The sequence below is a fragment of the Streptococcus mitis genome, assembly GCF_047459985.1.
In the GTDB taxonomy this organism is placed as follows: Bacteria; Bacillota; Bacilli; order Lactobacillales; family Streptococcaceae; genus Streptococcus; species Streptococcus mitis_DZ.
Genome location: NZ_JASHHD010000008.1, coordinates 1 through 21,441 on the forward strand (window position 1 = coordinate 1; position 21,441 = coordinate 21,441).

Sequence of the window (21,441 nt, forward strand, 5' to 3'; positions counted from 1 at the left end):
ACGCGAGCTGGGTTCAGAACGTCGTGAGACAGTTCGGTCCCTATCCGTCGCGGGCGTAGGAAATTTGAGAGGATCTGCTCCTAGTACGAGAGGACCAGAGTGGACTTACCGCTGGTGTACCAGTTGTCTTGCCAAAGGCATCGCTGGGTAGCTATGTAGGGAAGGGATAAACGCTGAAAGCATCTAAGTGTGAAACCCACCTCAAGATGAGATTTCCCATGATTTTATATCAGTAAGAGCCCTGAGAGATGATCAGGTAGATAGGTTAGAAGTGGAAGTGTGGCGACACATGTAGCGGACTAATACTAATAGCTCGAGGACTTATCCAAAGTAACTGAGAATACGAAAGCTGAAGGTTTTCTTAATTTGAATAGATATTCAATTTTGAGTAGGTATTACTCAGAGTTAAGTGACGATAGCCTAGGAGATACACCTGTACCCATGCCGAACACAGCAGTTAAGCCCTAGAACGCCGGAAGTAGTTGGGGGTTGCCCCCTGTGAGATATGGAAGTCGCTTAGCTTTATTCCGCCATAGCTCAGTTGGTAGTAGCGCATGACTGTTAATCATGATGTCGTAGGTTCGAGTCCTACTGGCGGAGTAATTAATTATAGGAGGTTTAGGCCTCTTTTTTTGTTGTGTAATTCATAATCTATTTAGTGTTATTTTGGGCGAGATATTTTTCGGCTCTTTGTTAACTGTAGTGGGTTGAAGAAAAGCTAAGATCTAGAAAGGACACATTTCGCCCTTTCTTTTTTGATGTTCAGAGCCATACAAATCCGTTTTTTGAAGTTTTCAAAGTTTCGAAATACAAATGCATTTCACTTTTGGCATTGGAATAGGGTAGTTGAAGAGCGTTGACGATTTTCTCTTTCTCCTTTAGAAAGGTTTTAAAAACAGTCTGAAAAAGGGGATGAACCTGCTTTAGATTGTCCTCAATGAGTCCAAAGAATTTCTCCTGTTCCTTATTCTAAAAGTGAAAAATCAAGAGTTGATAGAGCTGATAGTGGTGTTTCAAATCTTCTGAATAGCTCAAAAGCTTGTCTAGAATCTCTTTATTGATCAAGTGCAGACGAAAAGTAGGGCGATAAAAACGTTTGTCGCTGAGTTTCCGACTATCTTGTTGAATGAGTTTCCAGTATCGCTTAATAGCTTTGTATTCATGAGACTTTCGATCCAATTGATTCATTATTTGGACACGAACACGACTCATAGCATGGCTTAAGTGTTGGAGTAAAACAGTCCAGTGCACTGTTTTAGCCTGAGCCTAGAAATTCGAAAGCGAAGCTGTTTATCTAAATCATAATAAGGACTAACACTCAATTGTTTTCAAAAAGCAACCTTGTCCATTGTTTACTGACAGTGGACTTTAAAACGCTTTTTTCCAGTCCTTAAATAACTTCTTGAAGCTTATCAATGACGGCTTCCAATGTTTGGAAAGCCTTATTTTTAAAACCTCGTTTTCGAATTTCTTTCCAGACTTGTTCAATAGGGTTCATTTCTGGTGTATAAGGTGGGATAAAAGCCAACTCAATATTACTTGGAATCTCTAAGGTACTTGATTTATGCCAGATAGCATTATCCATAACCAGTAAAATATAGTCATCTGGATAAGCTTGTGAGACTTGCCGTAGAAATTCATTCGTCCACTCAGTATTACATCCTCCAGCAATAAGGAAGAAGGAATCTCCTGTCTGAGCATCTACTGCCCCATAACAATAGCGATATTCTCGCATATAATGACTAGGAATGCTAGGTCGAATTCCTTGAGGAGCCCAACAAGAACTCATCTTACTGATCCTCCCGAAACCAGCTTCATCTTGGTACATCAAGCGTACTTTGTTATAAGTCCCCTCCTCTTTAAAGCGCTTACTTAAGGTCTCGAATGTAGATTTTATTTTTAGACGTCTCAATTGTCTGAGCGTCTGCCTTCTTGGGATGTTCAGGTCGAGGAGTGACCGTTCGCCAACCATGGCGTTTCAGGAGATAATAGAAACCATCACGTGTGGAAGTGCGACCAATCTCTTTTTGATAGGCTTCAAATAACTGATTGACAGTTACAAATTCCCCAGCCTGAGCAGCTTCTATATGACGTTTTAGGAATGCTTGTTCCTCTTCGTAAGTCATATATTCTCGATGACGTCCACCACGGGTTTCTTGAAGAAGAGCTTCTAAACCAAACTCCTTATATTTTTTCAAATTCCTCCAAACAGTTGTTTTATTACAATCTAGCAAATCCATGATTTCCTTATAACTCTTTCCTTTTGAGCGAAAATAAATAATCTGTAGACGTTTGTGATATTTGGCGTACGATGAATCTTTTAAGAGTTGTTCAATTTTTTGTGTTTCTTCGTTTGTAAGTTTCATAACTACTATTATCAGATGTTTTTTGATTTTAGGCTAGTATAAACATATCCATAGTAATGATTTTCACCTGACAGCGAATAGCTCTATCGTAGCGAAGAAAGTGATTTCGGATAACAGCTTGTGTCCTGTCCTCAAGAACAGTGATGATATTTAGCTTTTCAAAATCTTGAGCAATGAAACTCATATTCATCTCCCGATTGAAACAGTTATTCCCCCGACTGTTTCAACATCCCAGGACATAATCTCAGGAAGACGAGAAAAATCATGCTTAAAACGGAATTCATTGAGCTTGCGAATAATAGTTGAAGTTGAAATGGAAAGCTGATGGGCAATATCAGTCATAGAAGTCTTTTCAATCAGCTTCTGAGCAATCTTTTGGTTGATGATACGAGGGATTTGATGATTTTTCTTGACGAGGGGAGTCTCAGCGACTGCCATTTTTGAGAACTGATAGTACTTAAAACGACGCTTTCTAAGGAGGATTCTAGTAGGCATACCAGTCGTTTCAAGGTAAGGAATTTTCGACGGTTTTGAAAGTCATACTTCTTCATGATTCTTTCTAATGATGGTTTGGTTGCTTTTCATTATAGATCTTATGGGACTTTTTTTCTACAACAAAATAGGTTCCATAATATCCATAGGGGATTTACCCACTACAAATATTATAGAGCCATCTATCTCGCGTCATTAGACTTCTATTCAATCACTTCATAGTTTAGACTGAGCAATATTCAAAGCTATGGAAATCGTACTGTATGATTTGCAGTGAGGGTAATAGTTTTTGTAAATTGATTATAGGAAATTTATTTCTATCCTGTCAACTTTTCCTATTTGTTATCTTGTTGAGGTTTGTATTTTGACAATTCAGGAATTGATAGTGAATGTGTAAAATTTTTTGTTAGAATAAGGTCATAAAAAGAAAAGGAGTATATATTTATGCTACAAAAAATTTATGAGCAGATGGCAGATTTTTATAGAAATATTGAAGAAGAGTATGGTACTGTATTTGGTGATAATTTTGATTGGGAACATGTTCATTTTAAATTTTTGATTTATTATTTTGTCCGATATAGTATTAGGTATCGTAGGGATTTTATTGTTTACCATTATCGTGCTGCTTATCGTTTGTATCTTGAAAAATTGATAATGAATCAGGGATTTATTTCTTGTTGAGATGTTTTGGGTAAATTTCCGAACAAATTTATTATTTTATTGAAAGATAATAATAAATAGCTGGTTATTTTTCTAAATCATTTTTTAATAGTTGGAAATAGCAAATCTTTCTATTGTTTCTTCTTGATAAAAAGGCGATTTTTTCTTATAATAAATTGTAAGATATAATTGCAGGTGAGAGTCCTGCCATGTATGTGAGAAAGGAAGAGCCTGAGGGCTCAGACAAGATTATGACTTCAGTTGTTGTTGTAGGTACCCAATGGGGTGATGAAGGTAAAGGGAAGATTACTGACTTCCTTTCAGCGAATGCGGAAGTGATTGCGCGTTACCAAGGTGGTGATAATGCTGGTCACACGATTGTGATTGATGGTAAGAAATTTAAGTTGCACTTGATTCCATCTGGGATTTTCTTCCCTGAAAAAATCTCTGTTATTGGGAATGGTATGGTTGTAAATCCTAAATCTCTTGTAAAAGAGTTGAGCTATCTTCATGAGGAAGGCGTTACAACTGATAACTTGCGTATTTCTGATCGCGCGCATGTTATTTTGCCTTATCATATTGAGTTGGATCGTTTGCAAGAAGAAGCTAAGGGCGACAATAAGATTGGTACTACAATTAAGGGAATTGGTCCAGCTTATATGGACAAGGCTGCTCGTGTTGGGATTCGTATCGCAGATCTTTTGGATAAAGATATTTTCCGTGAGCGTTTAGAACGTAACCTTGCTGAGAAGAATCGTCTCTTTGAAAAATTGTATGACAGCAAAGCGATTGCTTTTGATGATATTTTTGAAGAGTATTACGAATATGGTCAACAAATCAAAAAATATGTAACAGATACATCTGTTATCTTGAATGATGCGCTTGATAATGGAAAGCGTGTGCTATTTGAGGGTGCACAAGGTGTCATGCTAGATATCGACCAAGGTACTTATCCATTTGTTACGTCATCAAACCCTGTGGCTGGTGGTGTTACGATTGGTTCTGGTGTTGGTCCAAGTAAGATTGACAAGGTTGTTGGTGTATGTAAAGCCTATACGAGTCGTGTAGGAGACGGTCCTTTCCCAACTGAGTTGTTTGATGAAGTGGGAGAACGTATCCGTGAAGTTGGTCATGAATATGGTACAACAACTGGTCGTCCACGTCGTGTAGGTTGGTTTGACTCAGTTGTGATGCGTCATAGCCGTCGTGTTTCTGGTATTACGAACCTTTCATTGAACTCTATCGATGTTTTGAGTGGTTTAGATACTGTGAAAATCTGTGTGGCCTATGATCTTGATGGTCAACGTATTGACTACTATCCAGCTAGTCTTGAGCAATTGAAACGTTGCAAACCTATCTATGAAGAGTTACCAGGTTGGTCAGAAGACATCACCGGTGTCCGTAATTTGGAAGATCTTCCTGAGAATGCGCGTAACTACGTTCGTCGTGTGAGCGAATTGGTTGGCGTTCGTATTTCTACTTTCTCAGTAGGTCCTGGTCGTGAACAAACAAATATTTTAGAAAGTGTTTGGTCCTAAGAGATTTTTAAGATTTGTTTAAGATAGGTCGGGTATACTATAGACAGTTACAAGAAGACCTCCTAACTTGTTGTAACAAATATCCTAAACTTTTCTTTTTCATAATAATCTCCCTATAGAGTCACCGCATTCGGTGGCTTTTTTTGTGTTGGGAATCATGATATAATAATAAAATCGATAATACTCAATGAAAATCAAAGAGCAAACTAGGAAGCTAGCCGTAGGTTGCTCAAAGAATTGCTTTGAGGTTGTAGATAAGACTGACGAAGTCAGTTACATATATCTACGGCAAGGCGAAGCTGACGTGGTTTGAATTTGATTTTCGAAGAGTATAATTAGGAAAAGGGAAATTGATGAACTATACAGTTGAAGAAAAAGAAGTCTTTATGAGGGAAGCTTTGAGAGAGGCTGAGATTGCTCTGGAACACGATGAAATTCCAATTGGTTGTGTGATCGTCAAGGACGGAGAAATCATTGGCCGTGGGCATAATGCGCGTGAGGAGTTGCAAAGAGCGGTTATGCATGCGGAGATTATGGCCATAGAGAATGCGAACCTGAGTGAGGAGAGCTGGCGCTTGCTTGATTGCACGCTTTTTGTGACCATTGAGCCTTGTGTCATGTGTAGTGGGGCGATTGGACTCGCCCGTATTCCAAACGTGGTCTACGGGGCTAAAAACCAGAAATTTGGCGCTGCTGGGAGTTTGTACGATATCTTGACAGATGAGCGTCTTAATCATCGTGTAGAGGTTGAAACGGGAATTTTAGAAGATGAATGCGCAGCTATTATGCAGGACTTTTTTAGAAATAGACGGAAAAAATAATTTTGCTTTTAAAATGAATAGGAATGTGATATAATAAATAGTGGAGCAACAGTTCTGCGTGAAGCGGGTCAGGGGAGGAATCCAGCAGCCCTAAGCGATTTGAATTGTGTGCTCTTTTTTTCGTGCTTTTTCCGAATAAATAAGATAGAATAATCTAGAATAAATGATAATAGAAAAGAGAAGATGATGAAAATTCGTGGTTTTGAATTGGTTTCTAGTTTTACAGATGAAAATTTGCTACCAAAACGTGAGACAGCCCATGCAGCTGGGTACGACTTAAAGGTTGCGGAACGCACGGTGATTGCTCCGGGAGAGATTGTCCTCGTGCCAACAGGAGTTAAGGCTTATATGCAACCGACTGAGGTACTCTATCTTTATGATCGCTCTTCAAATCCTCGTAAGAAGGGTTTAGTCTTAATCAACTCGGTTGGTGTTATTGATGGGGATTACTATGGTAATCCAGGAAATGAAGGACATATCTTTGCTCAGATGAAAAATATTACTGATCAGGAAGTTGTTCTTGAAGTTGGGGAACGTGTAGTTCAGGCTGTCTTTGCACCATTTTTAATCGCTGATGGAGATGAAGCAGATGGAGTTCGTACTGGTGGATTTGGATCGACTGGGCACTAAGATGAAGATTATCTTTGTGCGTCACGGTGAGCCAGATTACCGTGAGTTAGAGGAGCGTTCTTATACGGGATTTGGGATAGATTTGGCACCCTTGTCTGAGAAGGGACGGCAACAAGCTCAGGAACTGAGCAAAAATCCTTTGTTTGACTCAGCTGATATACTGGTGTCTTCTGCAGTAACGAGAGCTTTAGAAACGGCTTCTTATGTGGCTTGTGCTACGGGACTTCCTTTGAGAGTGGAGCCATTATTGCATGAATGGCAGGTCTATGAAAGTGGCATAGATAGATTTGAAGAAGCTAGAAGACTATTTTTAGAAAATAATGGGGAGTTGCTCCCAAATTCTCCTGTTCAATATGAGACAGCTACAGAGATGAAGACTCGTTTTCTAGAATGTATGGCTAAGTATCGAGACAATCAAACTGTGGTAGTTGTAGCCCATCGTATGCTGATACGTCAGTTTGTGGCAAATGAGAAGATTGATTTTTGCCAAGTGATTGAGTGTGAGTTAGAGATATAGAAAGAGGTTTATCATCGCAAAGAAAAAAGCGACATTTGTATGTCAAAATTGTGGCTATAATTCCCCTAAATATCTGGGACGTTGTCCTAACTGTGGGTCTTGGTCTTCTTTTGTAGAAGAGGTTGAGGTTGCCGAGGTCAAGAATGCGCGTGTGTCCTTGACAGGTGAAAAAACAAAGCCCATGAAACTAGCTGAGGTTACTTCAATCAATGTCAATCGAACCAAGACGGAGATGGAGGAATTCAACCGTGTACTTGGAGGCGGAGTGGTACCAGGAAGTCTCGTCCTCATCGGTGGGGATCCTGGAATCGGGAAATCTACCCTTCTCTTACAAGTCTCGACCCAGCTGTCTCAAGTAGGAACGGTCCTCTATGTCAGTGGTGAGGAATCTGCCCAGCAGATTAAACTCCGTGCAGAGCGCTTGGGTGATATTGATAGTGAGTTTTATCTCTATGCCGAGACCAATATGCAAAGTGTTCGTGCAGAGGTAGAGAGAATCCAGCCTGATTTTCTCATCATCGACTCCATCCAAACCATTATGTCTCCTGAGATTTCTGGAGTTCAAGGATCGGTTTCTCAAGTGCGGGAAGTGACAGCCGAGCTTATGCAGCTAGCTAAGACCAATAATATTGCCATCTTTATCGTGGGCCATGTGACCAAGGAAGGAACCTTGGCGGGTCCACGTATGTTGGAGCATATGGTGGATACAGTGCTTTACTTTGAAGGGGAGCGTCATCATACCTTCCGTATCTTGAGAGCAGTTAAAAACCGTTTTGGTTCGACCAATGAGATTGGAATTTTTGAGATGCAGTCAGGTGGACTGGTTGAGGTCCTTAATCCTAGTCAAGTTTTCTTAGAAGAGCGTTTAGACGGTGCGACTGGTTCGTCCATCGTGGTGACCATGGAAGGGACACGTCCAATTCTTGCTGAAGTGCAGGCCTTGGTGACGCCGACCATGTTTGGGAATGCTAAGCGTACGACGACAGGCCTTGACTTCAATCGTGCTAGCTTGATTATGGCTGTTTTGGAGAAACGGGCAGGTCTCTTGCTTCAAAATCAGGATGCCTATCTTAAATCAGCTGGCGGTGTCAAATTAGATGAACCTGCTATTGACCTGGCTGTTGCAGTTGCTATTGCTTCAAGTTACAAGGACAAACCAACCAACCCTCAAGAATGTTTTGTGGGAGAATTGGGATTAACGGGAGAAATCCGACGGGTCAATCGTATCGAGCAACGCATCAATGAAGCTGCTAAACTTGGATTTACAAAAATCTATGTGCCAAAAAATTCTTTGACTGGCATTCAACCGCCTAAGGAAATTCAAGTGATTGGGGTGACAACTATCGGAGAAGTCTTGAAGAAGGTATTCTCTTAATAGTTATGGTCAGTTTTAGATGACTCATTATTTTATTGCTAATATTTATTAAAACAAGGAGGAATTTCTGATGAAATTTTCTATGGATAGCCAAATGCATTTTCCTTTGGTAGAGTTGTCGCTCAATCAAGGAGAATTCGTCTATATCCAGCGGGGTAGCATGATCTACCACACACCCAATGTAAGTCTCAATACCCAGCTCAATGCTAGCGGTTCTGGTTTAGGACGATTTGTCAAAGCCGTGGGACGTTCCATGGTTTCTGGCGAAAGTACTTTTATTACTCAAGCTGCTGCTGAGTCTGACAACGGCAACCTTGCTCTAGCACCAGATACTCCTGGTCAAGTGATTGCTCTTGAGTTAGGGGAAAAGCAGTACCGACTGAATGATGGGGCCTTTCTGGCTCTTGATGGTACGGCCTCCTATACGATGGAACATCAGTCTATTGGAAAAGCTCTGTTCGGAGGGCAAGGTGGTCTTTTTGTGATGACTACCCAAGGTCAGGGAACTCTTTTGGCCAATGCTTTTGGTTCTATTAAGAAAATTGAGCTGCAAAACCAAGAAATAACGATCGACAATGCCCATGTGGTGGCTTGGAGCCAGTCTTTGGACTATAACATCCACTTAGAAAATGGCTTCTGGCAGTCAATCGGTACGGGTGAAGGGGTTGTTAATACTTTCCGAGGTACTGGTGAAGTTTATGTACAAAGTCTCAATCTTCAGAGCTTTGCAGGCTCACTCAATAAGTATATCCAAAAAGGATCATAAACCAAAAACTAGGACAGAAGCCCGAGCTAGAAGCTGGATGTCTCTGTCCTAGTTTTTTATATAAATGCTGAAAGCTGACAAACGAGGTAAAAAATGATAAGATAGGAGAAATATTTGACTATCAAATTTTCGAGGAGGGAATCATGTCGTATTTTGAACAGTTTATGCAAGCCAATCAGGCTTATGTTGCCTTACACGGGCAGTTAAATCTGCCACTTAAACCCAAAACCAGAGTAGCCATTGTGACCTGTATGGACTCACGTTTGCACGTTGCGCAAGCTCTGGGCTTGGCACTTGGGGATGCTCATATCTTGCGGAATGCAGGTGGTCGAGTGACTGAGGACATGATTCGTTCGCTAGTTATTTCCCAGCAACAGATGGGGACAAGAGAGATTGTGGTATTGCACCATACAGACTGTGGTGCTCAGACTTTTGAAAATGGTCCTTTTCAGGAGTATCTGAAAGAGGAGCTAGGTGTCGATGTGTCAGACCAGGACTTCTTGCCCTTCCAAGATATAGAGGAGAGTGTGCGTGAGGATATGCAACTCCTTATCGACTCCCCCCTAATACCAGATGATGTCATTATCTCTGGTGCCATTTACGATGTGGATACAGGAAGTATGACAGTCGTAGAATTGTAAATACTTCATTTAGAAAGAAAGTGTATGAAGAAGAACAGTATTTTATTTATTTTTATCTTATTGCTATGTATTGGTTTACAGTATGAAACCATTTACTATACGGACGGTTCGATGTCAGGTTCGGAATATGGCCTAATGGGGGTTTCTATCTTTCTAGCTCTCTTTTACATGATTCCGGCTCTCTATTTCCTTTTCCGTATTGGGAAAAAATGGGAATTGCCAAAGAAGGCCTTGATTTTGTCTCTATTAGGTGGGATGTTCCTTTCAGGCTGGCTGTCTAGCTTTGCTAATACCTATATCCATGATTTACTGGGTGTTCTTTTCCCAGATAGTGCATTTTTAAATGCCTTTGAAAGTGCGATTGTGGCTCCTTTGGTAGAAGAGCCGCTTAAATTATTGCCACTTGCCTTTGTGTTAGCTTTAATTCCTGTGAGAAAATTAAAATCTTTGTTTTTACTAGGAATTGCTTCTGGTTTGGGATTCCAAATGATTGAGGATATTGGTTACATTCGTACGGATTTGCCAGAGGGCTTTGACTTTACTATTTCGAGAATTTTAGAGCGTATTATCTCAGGGATTGCCTCTCACTGGACTTTTTCAGGTCTTGCTGTAGTAGGTGTTTACTTGCTTTACAGAGCCTATAAAGGGCAGAAGATTGGCAAGAAAGAGGGCTTTGCTTATTTAGGGTTGGCTTTGGGAGCACATTTCCTCTTTAACTCTCCATTTGTGGAGTTGGAGACAGAGTTACCATTAGCGATTCCAGTGGTTACGGCTATTACTCTTTACGGTTTTTATCAAGCTTATCATTTTGTTGAGAAGCACAATGAGTTGATGAACTAGAATATTTTTCTAAAGAATGATGCAAGGGTACAAATATGGTGCCCTTCTTTTATTTTTGATTGAAAAATAGTGCAAAAAGCGCTACAATGGTAGATGGAAAATCTTGTGAAGAGCACAAGCGATACATATATACCGGAGGAAATCATGTCTTTTTCTGATTTAAAGCTGTTTGCCCTTTCTTCTAATCAAGAATTGGCAAAACGTGTGGCGCAGGAGATTGGGATAGAGTTGGGGAAATCAAGTGTTCGCCAATTTTCAGATGGAGAGATTCAGGTCAACATTGAAGAATCAATCCGTGGGAAACACGTCTTTATCCTACAATCAACTAGTTCGCCTGTAAATGACAATCTGCTTGAAATTTTGATTATGGTAGATGCTTTGAAGCGTGCGAGTGCAGAATCTGTCAATGTTGTCATGCCTTACTATGGGTATGCACGTCAGGATAGAAAGGCGCGAGCGCGTGAGCCAATCACTTCAAAACTTGTTGCAAATATGCTTGAAGTAGCTGGAGTGGATCGTTTATTGACTATCGACTTGCATGCTGCGCAGATTCAAGGATTCTTTGATATTCCTGTTGATCACTTGATGGGAGCTCCTCTGATTGCGGATTATTTTGAGCGTCGTGGCATGGTTGGTTCTGACTATGTGGTTGTCAGCCCAGACCATGGAGGGGTGACTCGTGCTCGTAAGTTGGCAGAATTTTTGAAAACATCTATCGCTATTATTGATAAACGTCGTAGCGTTGATAAGATGAATACTAGTGAAGTCATGAACATCATCGGTAAGGTCGAAGGCAAGACTTGTATCTTGATCGATGATATGATTGATACAGCTGGAACGATTTGTCATGCGGCAGATGCCCTTGCGGAAGCCGGCGCTGTTGAAGTTTATGCAAGTTGTACGCACCCAGTTCTATCTGGTCCAGCTATGGACAATATCCAAAAATCAGCTATTAAGAAATTGGTTGTTTTGGATACCATCTATCTGCCAGAAGAGCGCTTGATTGATAAGATTGAGCAGATTTCAATCGCTCATCTCCTAGGGGATGCTATTGTGCGTATCCATGAAAAACGCCCACTTTCTCCACTTTTCAGTATTGAGAAAAAGATTTAATGACCAAGCCTGAGATGATTCTCAGGTTTTTTTCATCTCTTTTCCGAATAAATAGATAGAGCCAGAGAATCTAACACTCTGGCTTTTGAAAATGTGTTATAATGAAAGGGGAAGCAATATGACTGTACGTCATCCGGGCATTAGCCCGATCAACGATTTGGTTGCTAAAAAAATCTTTAGCAATCCAGAAATCACTTGTCAATTTATTCGCGATATGCTGGACTTGCCAGCAAAAAATGTGACCATTTTGGAGGGAAGTAACATTCACGTCTTACCTTCCCTGTCTTATTCGGCACAGGATTTTTACACTAGTATAGATGTTTTGGCGGAGTTGGACAATGGCACTCAAGTAATCATCGAAATACAAGTCCATCATCAGAATTTTTTCATCAATCGTTTGTGGGCTTATTTATGTAGTCAGGTCAATCAAAACCTAGAAAAAATTCGCCAGCAAGAGGGCAATACTCACCAGAGTTATAAACACATCGCACCAGTATACGCAATCGCAATTGTGGATAGTAATTACTTCTCAGATGACCTAGCTTTTCATAGCTTTAGCATGCGCGAGGACACAACAGGTGAGGTCTTAACCATCACAAACAATGTACAGGAAAACCATCTAGTCAAGATGGCGTTCTTGGAATTAAAAAAATACAGAGAAACCAGCAAAGACAAGGTTCGTAAGCCGTGGTTGGAGTTTTTCGGCAACAAGCCCTTTACTCAACAACCCGAGCGAGCCATCAGTCAGGCAGACCAACTGCTGGACTATAAGAGCTGGTCCGAGGAGGACAGGAAAATGTTTAGTGAACAACGCAGACGTGAGGAACAAGCATTATTGGCTCATGACTATGCCTTGGAAACTGCTAGGGCAGAAGGTATTGAACAAGGTTTAGAACGTGGGAAACTCTTTGCCTTCCTGGATATGGTCCGCCAAGGTCTTCTGACTTCCGAGGTTGCCAGCCAGCAATTAGGCATGCCAGTCGCTGAGTTTGAGGCCTTGCTATAAGGTCACATTTTAATAGTAGAAAGTTGATGAAATGGCAAGTTCTTATCAAAAAACTTGCCATTTTTACTTGACTTTTATGAGGGTTTATAAGATAATACCATAGACGTGAGTTCTGTCCAACTATCTATGTGGATTAGATATGAATGATTTTACTCAAGGATGATCAGTTTGTGAGATTTTCACTCAAAAATACAGTATTTGACGGGTATTTTTTCTCACAAAAATGTTTTTTTCACCTTTTTTTCTAAAAATAGGTAAAAACTTTAAAAACTTTAAGAAAACCCTTGACAAATCCTGCAAATATTTATATACTGTATGGTAGTAAGATAGTCTTACGAAAAAATATTTTAAAGAAAAACAAAGGAGATAAAACGATGAAAAAAGTTTTATTGACAAGCGCAGTCGCTCTTGCAGCATTTGGTGCTGTACAAGCAGTTTCAGCTGATTCACAAGCACAATACAGTAATGGTGTAGTACCAGAGGCTAACCAATACAAACCAGCAACTCCAGCTACAAACCCATACGCTGTAAGAAATCGTATCGGTAAAGATGGTAAAGTTTTACCAGATGTATTTGGAAATGGTACTCATGTTCGTGTACATGTTAAAGATATCCAAGGGAACCCTGTAGCAGGTGCTAAAGTAGCTGCTTTGGTATACGCAACAGTAGAAGACTTTGACAACTACAAAAAACCAGCTTTGATTGAAGCAGTTACTGATGCAGCAGGTGATGTTGAGTTTCCTCTTGCAAACGGTGGTTATGTAGTTTACCGTATTGATGAAGCTCCAAAAGGTTACTTTGTTCCTGCTAAACTTACAGTAGGTACTCTACTTGATGCAGAAGAAGTTGTACGTGAAGGTTCAGACATGTTCGTTACTGGTGAATTAGTAATTGAAAAAACTGATACTTACAATGTAGCTAAAGAAGAATGGGTACAAGAAGAAACTGGTTGGAAATACTATGCATCTAACAAAGCTGTCACAGGTTGGAAACAAGTTGACGGTAAATGGTTCTTCTTTAACGCTGAAGGCGTAATGCAAAAATGGTGGGTTAAAGATGGAAACACTTGGTACTACCTAAACGGAAACGGTGAAATGCAAACTGGTTGGTTGCAAGACGGTGGTAAATGGTACTACCTTGAAACATCAGGTGCTATGAAAGCTAGCCAATGGTTTGAAGTTTCTGGTAAATGGTACTACGTTGACGGTTCAGGTGCCCTTGCAGTTAACACTACTGTAGGTGGATACACTGTAAACGGAAACGGTGAATGGGTTAAATAATCTAGTTCAATAAAAAAAGCAGGAGATTCCTTCTGCTTTTTATTTTTTCCATAAAAAGTTCAGTTTTTCTTAGAAATTTTTGTAAAAATAAGATACAATAAAGAGAAGCATAATAGCTAAATTTAAGAATGGAGAATCTTCACATGAAAAATAAAAAAGCTTTAGCTCTAGCTCTTGCTAGTGTCACAATGGCAAGTGCAGCAGTTTTGACAAGTTATTCTGCTACAACTGCTAGTTCAGTAAGTGCGGAAGAAGTTGTTTATAGAACTGAGTGGGTCACAGTGATTAATGGTCGTTCACAAGAACGTAAGACAGTATTTTTTGAAGATGGGAATCAGCCGATCTCTAAACATTCGACAATTGAAGGCTTTGAATTTCAACGTGCCTATGTTGAAGGTGGAAGGAAATACTATTTGTTTGTTGAAAAAGGAACAAAAATTGAAGATCATGCAAATGATCCAGATGCTCCAGTGAGTGAGTTAAATACTCAGGGATATAAAACATCTGACAAGGACGTAAAATGGCGTGAGTCAGCAGGAAACCGTTATCTTTACTATAAAGGTAACCCAGTAAAAGGTTGGGCAAGTGTCGATGGTAAGACTTACTACTTTGATAGTGAAGGTGTTATGGCACGTGGTGTCATTGAAAACACATCTGAACGTTACTATCTAGACGGACAAGGTGTTAAGAAAACTGGTTTCATTAAAGTAGGAGAAAAAACCTATTATTTTGTGTCAGATGGAGCTCGTAAGACAGAGATTATCTCTGAAAATGGAAAAACTTATTTTGTCAAAGATGGTGTTGTGACAACTGGAGCTCATAAGGTAGGTGCTAAATGGTATTTCTTTGCTGAAGACGGTACAACCAAGTCAGGTATTGTAAAAGATAGCGCTGGTAAATGGTATTACATCACTGCAGAAGGTGAGCGTAAGACAGGTCTGATCAAGGGCTCTGACGACAAGTATTACTATGTTACTGAAGAAGGTGAACGTAAGTTCGGTGAAATCACTGTTGATGGTAAAACTTACTACTTGACAGATGATTCTAATACAAAAGCTGGCTGGAACAAAGTTGACAATCACTGGATTTATGTTACTAAAGAAGGTAAACGTCAAACTGGCTGGCTTAAAGACGGTGGTAAATGGTACTACTTTAATGCTGAAGGCGTGATGCAAAAATGGTGGATCAAAGATGGTAACAAATGGTACTATCTAAATGGTTCAGGTGAAATGCAAACTGGTTGGTTGCAAGATGGTGGTACTTGGTACTACCTAAATAGCTCAGGTGCTATGGAAACTGGCTGGGCTAAAGTTGGTGGTACTTGGTATTACCTTAAAGACTCAGGTGCTATGGTAACTGGTTGGTTCCAAGTGGGTGGTAAATGGTACTATGCTTATAGTTCAGGTGCCCTTGCAGTAAGCACTACAGTTGATGGTTATTACGTAAACGCCAACGGTGAGTGGGTATAAAAATAGGAAGAGAGTGGTTTTTCAACTGCTCTCTTTTTACATTTAAATATTTATACACTTTTTATGTTTTTTATTGCATTTATTATAGGAAAAGGCTATAATCTATATAAATTTAACTATTTAATAAAGGAGGTTTTTCTCATGAAGAAAACACTAACAGGTATCTTGCTAGCTACTTCTGTGCTAGCTATGGCTATGGTTCAACAAGTAACAGCTGCCGAAAATGGGGCAGCAACGGCTTCAACAACTTCTACGGTTACGGAAGTCCACTATGCAACATTTAAAAATGGTAGACCTGTTGATATCAAAGATGCATTGACAGGATCTGCTGTGACAGCTGCATCTATTGAGAATCACCCTGAAATTGCAAGTTATATATATTCTTCTAGTAGAGAAGAAAATGGTATTATGTATCATATGTATTCACCAACTACTACAACAGGTACTACGAATTCTGGCACTCAGACCAATCCATACCATAGAGATAACAACCAAAACACTGGAACTAGTACAAACAACAATAATAATGGCTCAACAACAAATTCTAATTCTCCAGTAAAAACAGTTCGTTTTGTTGAATATAAACCTGGTAGTACTGTCCCAGTAGATATTAAAGATGCACGTACAGGGTCTGCAGCTTCAGATACCAGTCGTTTGGATATTCCCAACTATACTTACGTTACTGGTGAATTAAAAGGTGATATACTTTATCATATCTATCGTTCAAACACAGCCACTAACTCTAACCAAAATCAGTCTACAGCGGCAGGTCAGTTCAAAACAGAGGACGGAAAAGTCTACTATATCAAGGACGGTAAAAAGGTCAGTGGTTGGCAAAAAATCGATGATAAGACCTACTACTTTGAAGCTGATGGCGCAATGAAGAAAGGTCTATTGACTGCAGGTGGTAAGCAATATTATCTAGATGAAAAAGATGGTGTTAAAAAGCTTGGCTTTGTAAAAGTTGCTGATAAGACTTATTATTTTGTAGAAGATGGTGAGAAGAAAACTGGTTTTGTTAAAATCGATGATAAAACTTACTATGTTAAAGAAGGTGTCCGTCTAAAGGGTGATATTACTGTTGATGGGAAACATTATTTCTTGGATGAGGAAGGTGTTCTTAAACAGGGAATTGTTGTGATTGATGGTAAAAAATTCTTCATCGACAGTGAAGGAAATCGTCAGGCTGGCTGGAAGAAGGTTGAGGGTGACTGGTATTATTTCTCTAAAGAAGATGGAATGAAGACTGGTTGGCTGAAAGATGGTGGTAAATGGTATCACTTTAATGCTGCAGGAGTGATGCAAAAATGGTGGTTTAAAGAAGGTGACACTTGGTACTACTTAAATGGTTCAGGCGAGATGCAAACTGGTTGGTTACAAGACGGTGGCACATGGTATTATCTAAATGGTTCAGGTGCCATGGCGACAGGCTGGGCTCAAGTTGGTGGTACTTGGTACTATTTGAACGATTCAGGTGCTATGAAGACTGGTTGGTTGAAACAAGGTGGTAGTTGGTATTATCTTGATGGTTCAGGTGCTATGAAGACTGGTTGGTTCCAAGTAGATGGCAAATGGTACTATGCTTATAGTTCAGGAGTTCTTGCTGTCAGCACTACAATCAATGGTTACACAGTAAATGCCAATGGTGAGTGGGTTTAATTTTAAGTAATTGAATCTGAACGGGAGAGAAATCTCCTGTTTTTGTGATATGGACTATAGTGAGAGTTCTATTGAAAGAAAAAAAGTGAACAAAACGACATTTTAGTCTTGTTCACTTTTATGTTATTCTATAAACTTAGAACAAGGCCTCAAACTCAGCGACAGTCATGCCCAATTGTTCACTTGCAAATTCGGAAGTTAAAACATGTTGACGAACCATGTCTAAGAAGGCAAAAAGTTTTCCACGTTCTAACCCCTGTTCAATACCCTCTGCAAGACCACGTTCAAGACCACGCTCTAAACCTTGTTCGATACCTTCAGCCCTAGCTGTTTCCAAGGCATAGTCCTGTGCTAACAATGCTTGTTCTTCACGTCTGCGTTGTTGACTAAACATTTTCCTGTCCTCCTCGGACCAGCTCTTGTAGTCCAGTAGTTGTTCTGCTTGGTTAATGGCTAGCTCGGGTTCTTGGGTAAAGGGCTTGTTGCCGAAAAACTCCAACCACGGCTTGCGAACGCTATCCTTGCTGGTTTCTCTGTATTTTTTTAGTTCCAAGAACGCCATCTTGACCAGATGGTTTTCTTGACCGTTATTGGTGATAGTCTTACAAGAGTGCCTCAAACTCAGCGACGGTCATACCCAATTGCTGGCTAGCAACCTCAGGTGTCAGAAGACCCTGACGGACCATATCCAGGAAGGCAAAGAGTTTCCCACGCTCTAAACCTTTTTCTTCAGCTTGTCCCAAGGCATAGTCCTGTGCTAACAAGGCTTGTTCTTCTCGCATACGTAGTTGGCTAAACATCTTCCTGTCCTCCTCGGACCAGCTCTTGTAGTCCAGCAGTTGGTCTGCTTGGCTGATGGCTCGCTCGGGTTCTTGGGTAAAGGGCTTATTCCCGAAAAACTCCAACCACAGCTTGCGAACCTGATCTTTGCTGGTTTCTCTGTATTTTTTTAATTCCAAGAACGCCATCTTAACTAGATGGTTTTCTTGACCGTTATTGGTGATGGTTAATACTTCACCTGTCGTGTCTTCGCGCATACTGAAACTATGGAAAGCCAAGTCATCTGAAAAGTAATTGCTGTCCACAATAGCAATAGCATAAACTGGTGCGATGTGTTTGTAACTCTGATGGGTATCACCTTCCCGTTGGTGAATTTTTTCTAGGTTTTGATTGACCTGACTGTACAGATAAGCTCACAGGCGATTGATGAAAAAATTCTGATGATGCACTTGAATCTCAATGATAACTTGAGTACCATTGTCCAACTCCGCCAAAACATCTATACTGGTATAGAAATCCTGCGCCGAATAAGGCATGAAAGGCAAGACATGAATGTTGCTTCCCTCCAAAATGGTCACATTTTTTGCTGGTAAGTCCAGCATATCGCGGATAAATTGACAAGTGATTTCTGGATTGCTAAAGATTTTCTTAGCAACCAAATCATTGGTCGGGCTGATGCCCGGATGACGTAATATCATATTCTTTCTCCTTTCATTATAGCACATTTTTAAATCTAGGTTTACGGGATTCTTTGGCTCTATCTATTTATTCGGAAAAAGTGTGAAAAATATTGGGGCTGGCTCTTCCTAATGGTATTTTTTGGTGCTTTCCTTTATAATGGGTGTATGGATAAGAAAAAATTATTATTGATTGATGGGTCTTCTGTTGCTTTTCGGGCGTTTTTTGCGCTCTATCAGCAGTTGGACCGTTTTAAGAATGCGGCTGGTTTGCATACCAATGCGATTTATGGCTTTCAGTTGATGTTGAACCATTTGTTGGAGCGGGTTGAGCCGAGTCATATTTTAGTAGCTTTTGATGCGGGAAAGACGACCTTCCGTACAGAGATGTATGCGGACTATAAGGGTGGTCGAGCTAAGACTCCGGATGAATTTCGTGAGCAATTTCCCTTCATTCGTGAGTTGCTGAATCATATGGGGATTCGTCACTATGAGTTGGCTCAGTATGAGGCGGATGACATTATTGGGACACTGGATAAGCTAGCTGAGCAGGATGGTTTTGATATTACGATTGTCAGTGGGGACAAGGATTTGATTCAGCTGACGGATGAGCATACGGTGGTTGAAATTTCCAAGAAAGGTGTGGCTGAGTTTGAGGCCTTTACGCCAGATTATCTCATGGAAAAGATGGGTATCACACCGACTCAGTTTATCGATCTCAAGGCACTCATGGGTGATAAGTCGGATAATATCCCTGGGGTGACCAAAATCGGTGAAAAGACTGGTATTAAGCTCTTGTTGGAGCATGGTTCGCTTGAGGGTATTTATGAAAATATCGATGAAATGAAGGCTTCTAAGATGAAGGAAAATCTCATCAATGATAAGGAACAGGCCTTTTTGTCTAAGACACTGGCGACCATTGATACCAAGGCACCGATTGAGATTGGTTTGGAGGATTTGGTCTATAGTGGTCCAGATGTGGAAAATCTTGGAAAATTCTACGATGAGATGGGCTTCAAACAGCTCAAGCAGGCTTTAAATGTGTCGTCAGCTGATGTGTCTGAGAGTTTGGACTTTACTATTGTTGACCAAGTCAGTCAAGATATGCTGAGCGCGGAGTCTGTCTTCCATTTTGAGCTTTTTGGTGAGAATTACCATACGGATGATTTGGTTGGTTTTGCCTGGTCATGTGGAGATAAGTTCTATGCTACAGACATGCTTGAGATTTTGCAAGAGCCTATTTTCAAGGACTTTTTAGAAAAAACACCTCTGAGAGTTTATGACTTTAAGAAGGCTAAAGTTCTCTTGAATCGTTTTGGTGTGGATTTGCAGAGGCCTGCTTTTGACAGCCGTTTGGCGAAATACCTCCTTTCGACTGTGGAGGACAATGAAATTGCGACTATTGCTAGTCTTTATGGTCAGACTTACTTGGTTGATGATGAGACTTTCTATGGCAAGGGTGTCAAGAAGGCCATTCCTGAACGTGAGAAATTCTTGGAGCATTTAGCTCGTAAGCTTGCAGTTTTGGTCGAAACAGAGCCTATTTTGCTTGAAAAACTTAGCGAAAATGGGCAATTAGAGCTTCTTTATGACATGGAGCAACCTCTGGCTTTTGTCCTTGCTAAGATGGAAATTGCTGGGATTACGGTCAAGAAAGAGACCTTGCTTGAGATGCAGGCTGAAAATGAGCTTGTCATTGAAAAACTGACTCAGGAGATTTATGAGCTGGCTGGTGAGGAGTTTAATATCAACTCGCCTAAGCAGTTGGGCGTACTTCTCTTTGAAAAGTTGGGACTTCCTCTAGAATACACTAAAAAAACCAAGACAGGTTATTCGACAGCGGTGGATGTCTTGGAGCGCCTGGCTCCTATTGCGCCAATTGTTAAGAAAATTCTCGACTACCGTCAGATTGCCAAGATTCAATCCACTTATGTGATTGGCTTGCAGGATTGGATTTTGTCTGATGGCAAGATTCATACTCGCTATGTGCAGGATTTGACCCAGACTGGGCGTTTGTCTAGTGTGGATCCCAACTTGCAAAATATCCCTGTGCGTTTGGAGCAAGGCCGTCTCATTCGTAAGGCCTTTGTGCCTGAGTGGGAGGATAGTGTGCTGCTCAGCTCCGACTATTCTCAGATTGAATTGCGTGTTTTGGCGCATATTTCTAAGGATGAGCACTTGATCAAGGCCTTCCAAGAGGGGGCTGATATTCATACTTCGACAGCCATGCGTGTCTTTGGCATTGAGCGTCCCGAGGATGTGACTGCAAATGACCGTCGTAATGCCAAGGCGGTTAACTTTGGAGTGGTTTACGGGATTTCAGATTTTGGTTTGTCTAATAATCTGGGCATCAGCCGTAAGGAGGCCAAAGCCTACATTGATACCTACTTTGAACGCTTCCCGGGCATTAAAAACTACATGGATGAAGTGGTGCGTGAAGCGCGTGATAAGGGCTATGTAGAGACCCTCTTTAAACGTCGTCGTGAGTTGCCAGATATCAATTCGCGCAACTTCAACATTCGTGGTTTTGCGGAGCGGACTGCCATCAACTCTCCTATCCAGGGATCTGCGGCAGATATTCTTAAGATTGCCATGATTCAGCTAGACAAGGCCTTGGTTGAAGGTGGTTATCAGACCAAGATGCTGTTGCAAGTGCACGATGAAATCGTCCTTGAAGTTCCGAAATCGGAACTAGCAGAGATGAAAAAATTGGTCAAACAAACCATGGAAGAAGCCATTCAACTCAGTGTTCCTCTCATTGCAGATGAGAATGAAGGGGCAACTTGGTACGAAGCTAAATAAAAAGGGGGC

Annotated in this window: 15 protein-coding genes, 1 tRNA gene, 2 rRNA genes, 1 other RNA gene and 5 pseudogenes; 19 read left to right on the forward strand and 5 right to left on the reverse strand. The window is 40.7% G+C overall.

The features are described 5' to 3' along the window. From QM959_RS05785 to QM959_RS05795, 3 genes are all read left to right on the forward strand, one after another. A 23S ribosomal RNA gene (locus QM959_RS05785) occupies nt 1-329 on the forward strand; the annotation flags it as partial. Between the two features lie 76 nt (nt 330-405). Then, nucleotides 406-521 (forward strand): 5S ribosomal RNA (rrf, locus tag QM959_RS05790). A 5-nt stretch (nt 522-526) separates the two neighbouring features. After that, nucleotides 527-600: transfer RNA gene (locus QM959_RS05795), tRNA-Asn, on the forward strand. A gap of 118 nt (nt 601-718) precedes the next feature. On the opposite strand, the pseudogene QM959_RS05800 reads toward QM959_RS05795, so the two are convergent. The 3 pseudogenes from QM959_RS05800 to QM959_RS05810 form a co-directional block, all read right to left on the reverse strand. Next, nucleotides 719-1,313, reverse strand: a pseudogene (locus tag QM959_RS05800) (transposase); the annotation flags it as partial. Nucleotides 1,314-1,318: 5 nt separating this feature from the next. Next, nucleotides 1,319-2,366 (reverse strand): annotated as a pseudogene (locus QM959_RS05805) (IS630 family transposase). Between the two features lie 40 nt (nt 2,367-2,406). Next, nucleotides 2,407-2,920 (reverse strand): annotated as a pseudogene (locus QM959_RS05810) (helix-turn-helix domain-containing protein); the annotation flags it as partial. Between the two features lie 382 nt (nt 2,921-3,302). Here QM959_RS05810 and comW point away from each other — a divergent pair. From comW to QM959_RS05885, 15 genes are all read left to right on the forward strand, one after another. After that, complete coding sequence (gene comW, locus QM959_RS05815) at nt 3,303-3,539, forward strand: sigma(X)-activator ComW (protein ID WP_414372008.1); 237 nt, start codon at nt 3,303-3,305, stop codon at nt 3,537-3,539. 230 nt (nt 3,540-3,769) lie between these two features. Beyond that, a complete protein-coding gene (locus QM959_RS05820; protein WP_001832534.1) occupies nt 3,770-5,056 on the forward strand; it encodes an adenylosuccinate synthase in 1,287 nt (428 codons plus the stop codon). Nucleotides 5,057-5,409: 353 nt separating this feature from the next. Then, complete coding sequence (tadA, locus tag QM959_RS05825; RefSeq protein WP_001110112.1) at nt 5,410-5,877, forward strand: tRNA adenosine(34) deaminase TadA; 468 nt, start codon at nt 5,410-5,412, stop codon at nt 5,875-5,877. A gap of 32 nt (nt 5,878-5,909) precedes the next feature. After that, nucleotides 5,910-6,007: signal recognition particle sRNA small type (ffs, locus tag QM959_RS05830), an RNA gene on the forward strand. 56 nt (nt 6,008-6,063) lie between these two features. After that, nucleotides 6,064-6,507, forward strand: coding sequence for a dUTP diphosphatase (locus tag QM959_RS05835; protein ID WP_000701981.1), 444 nt, complete (start codon nt 6,064-6,066; stop codon nt 6,505-6,507). Further along, a complete protein-coding gene (locus QM959_RS05840; RefSeq protein ID WP_414372010.1) occupies nt 6,467-7,024 on the forward strand; it encodes a histidine phosphatase family protein in 558 nt (185 codons plus the stop codon). Before QM959_RS05835 ends, QM959_RS05840 begins: the two co-directional genes overlap by 41 nt. Nucleotides 7,025-7,037: 13 nt before the next feature. Then, nucleotides 7,038-8,399 carry a DNA repair protein RadA gene (gene radA / locus QM959_RS05845; protein ID WP_414372087.1) on the forward strand — a complete coding sequence of 454 codons (1,362 nt, stop codon included), beginning with the start codon at nt 7,038-7,040 and terminating at the stop codon, nt 8,397-8,399. A gap of 70 nt (nt 8,400-8,469) precedes the next feature. Then, complete coding sequence (locus QM959_RS05850; protein ID WP_414372011.1) at nt 8,470-9,165, forward strand: TIGR00266 family protein; 696 nt, start codon at nt 8,470-8,472, stop codon at nt 9,163-9,165. Nucleotides 9,166-9,308: 143 nt separating this feature from the next. Then, nucleotides 9,309-9,806: a beta-class carbonic anhydrase gene (locus tag QM959_RS05855; protein ID WP_004240973.1), complete on the forward strand. Its 498-nt coding sequence runs from the start codon at nt 9,309-9,311 to the stop codon at nt 9,804-9,806. A 24-nt stretch (nt 9,807-9,830) separates the two neighbouring features. Then, a complete protein-coding gene (locus QM959_RS05860; RefSeq protein ID WP_414372013.1) occupies nt 9,831-10,646 on the forward strand; it encodes a PrsW family intramembrane metalloprotease in 816 nt (271 codons plus the stop codon). A gap of 144 nt (nt 10,647-10,790) precedes the next feature. Further along, nucleotides 10,791-11,759: a ribose-phosphate diphosphokinase gene (locus QM959_RS05865; protein WP_033682853.1), complete on the forward strand. Its 969-nt coding sequence runs from the start codon at nt 10,791-10,793 to the stop codon at nt 11,757-11,759. A gap of 118 nt (nt 11,760-11,877) precedes the next feature. Continuing rightward, entirely contained in the window at nt 11,878-12,765 is an 888-nt protein-coding gene (locus QM959_RS05870; protein ID WP_414372016.1) for an Rpn family recombination-promoting nuclease/putative transposase, read from the forward strand. A gap of 374 nt (nt 12,766-13,139) precedes the next feature. Continuing rightward, nucleotides 13,140-14,045: an N-acetylmuramoyl-L-alanine amidase family protein gene (locus tag QM959_RS05875; protein WP_414372018.1), complete on the forward strand. Its 906-nt coding sequence runs from the start codon at nt 13,140-13,142 to the stop codon at nt 14,043-14,045. A 143-nt stretch (nt 14,046-14,188) separates the two neighbouring features. After that, complete coding sequence (locus QM959_RS05880) at nt 14,189-15,514, forward strand: nucleoside triphosphate hydrolase (protein ID WP_414372020.1); 1,326 nt, start codon at nt 14,189-14,191, stop codon at nt 15,512-15,514. A 141-nt stretch (nt 15,515-15,655) separates the two neighbouring features. Then, a complete protein-coding gene (locus QM959_RS05885) occupies nt 15,656-17,173 on the forward strand; it encodes a PspC family transcriptional regulator (protein ID WP_414372021.1) in 1,518 nt (505 codons plus the stop codon). A 136-nt stretch (nt 17,174-17,309) separates the two neighbouring features. Here the strand turns inward: QM959_RS05885 and QM959_RS05890 are convergent. Next, nucleotides 17,310-17,774 (reverse strand): annotated as a pseudogene (locus QM959_RS05890) (hypothetical protein); the annotation flags it as partial. A gap of 1 nt (nt 17,775) precedes the next feature. Beyond that, nucleotides 17,776-18,651: pseudogene (locus tag QM959_RS05895) on the reverse strand (Rpn family recombination-promoting nuclease/putative transposase). Nucleotides 18,652-18,798: 147 nt separating this feature from the next. On the opposite strand from QM959_RS05895, the gene polA reads away from it, so the two are divergent. Continuing rightward, the gene (gene polA / locus QM959_RS05900; RefSeq protein WP_414372023.1) at nt 18,799-21,432 is read left to right on the forward strand and encodes a DNA polymerase I; all 2,634 of its coding nucleotides are present in this window, start codon (nt 18,799-18,801) and stop codon (nt 21,430-21,432) included. Nucleotides 21,433-21,441: the final 9 nt, after the last annotated feature.

What these genes read in the sequence shown, in the direction of transcription:
- comW (WP_414372008.1), top strand. Translation starts at nt 3,303, where the DNA reads ATGCTACAAAAAATTTATGAGCAGATGGCAGATTTTTATAGAAATATT.
- QM959_RS05820 (WP_001832534.1), top strand. Translation starts at nt 3,770, where the DNA reads ATGACTTCAGTTGTTGTTGTAGGTACCCAATGGGGTGATGAAGGTAAA.
- tadA (WP_001110112.1), top strand. Translation starts at nt 5,410, where the DNA reads ATGAACTATACAGTTGAAGAAAAAGAAGTCTTTATGAGGGAAGCTTTG.
- QM959_RS05835 (WP_000701981.1), top strand. Translation starts at nt 6,064, where the DNA reads ATGAAAATTCGTGGTTTTGAATTGGTTTCTAGTTTTACAGATGAAAAT.
- QM959_RS05840 (WP_414372010.1), top strand. Translation starts at nt 6,467, where the DNA reads ATGGAGTTCGTACTGGTGGATTTGGATCGACTGGGCACTAAGATGAAG.
- QM959_RS05850 (WP_414372011.1), top strand. Translation starts at nt 8,470, where the DNA reads ATGAAATTTTCTATGGATAGCCAAATGCATTTTCCTTTGGTAGAGTTG.
- QM959_RS05855 (WP_004240973.1), top strand. Translation starts at nt 9,309, where the DNA reads ATGTCGTATTTTGAACAGTTTATGCAAGCCAATCAGGCTTATGTTGCC.
- QM959_RS05860 (WP_414372013.1), top strand. Translation starts at nt 9,831, where the DNA reads ATGAAGAAGAACAGTATTTTATTTATTTTTATCTTATTGCTATGTATT.
- QM959_RS05865 (WP_033682853.1), top strand. Translation starts at nt 10,791, where the DNA reads ATGTCTTTTTCTGATTTAAAGCTGTTTGCCCTTTCTTCTAATCAAGAA.
- QM959_RS05870 (WP_414372016.1), top strand. Translation starts at nt 11,878, where the DNA reads ATGACTGTACGTCATCCGGGCATTAGCCCGATCAACGATTTGGTTGCT.
- QM959_RS05875 (WP_414372018.1), top strand. Translation starts at nt 13,140, where the DNA reads ATGAAAAAAGTTTTATTGACAAGCGCAGTCGCTCTTGCAGCATTTGGT.
- QM959_RS05880 (WP_414372020.1), top strand. Translation starts at nt 14,189, where the DNA reads ATGAAAAATAAAAAAGCTTTAGCTCTAGCTCTTGCTAGTGTCACAATG.
- QM959_RS05885 (WP_414372021.1), top strand. Translation starts at nt 15,656, where the DNA reads ATGAAGAAAACACTAACAGGTATCTTGCTAGCTACTTCTGTGCTAGCT.
- polA (WP_414372023.1), top strand. Translation starts at nt 18,799, where the DNA reads ATGGATAAGAAAAAATTATTATTGATTGATGGGTCTTCTGTTGCTTTT.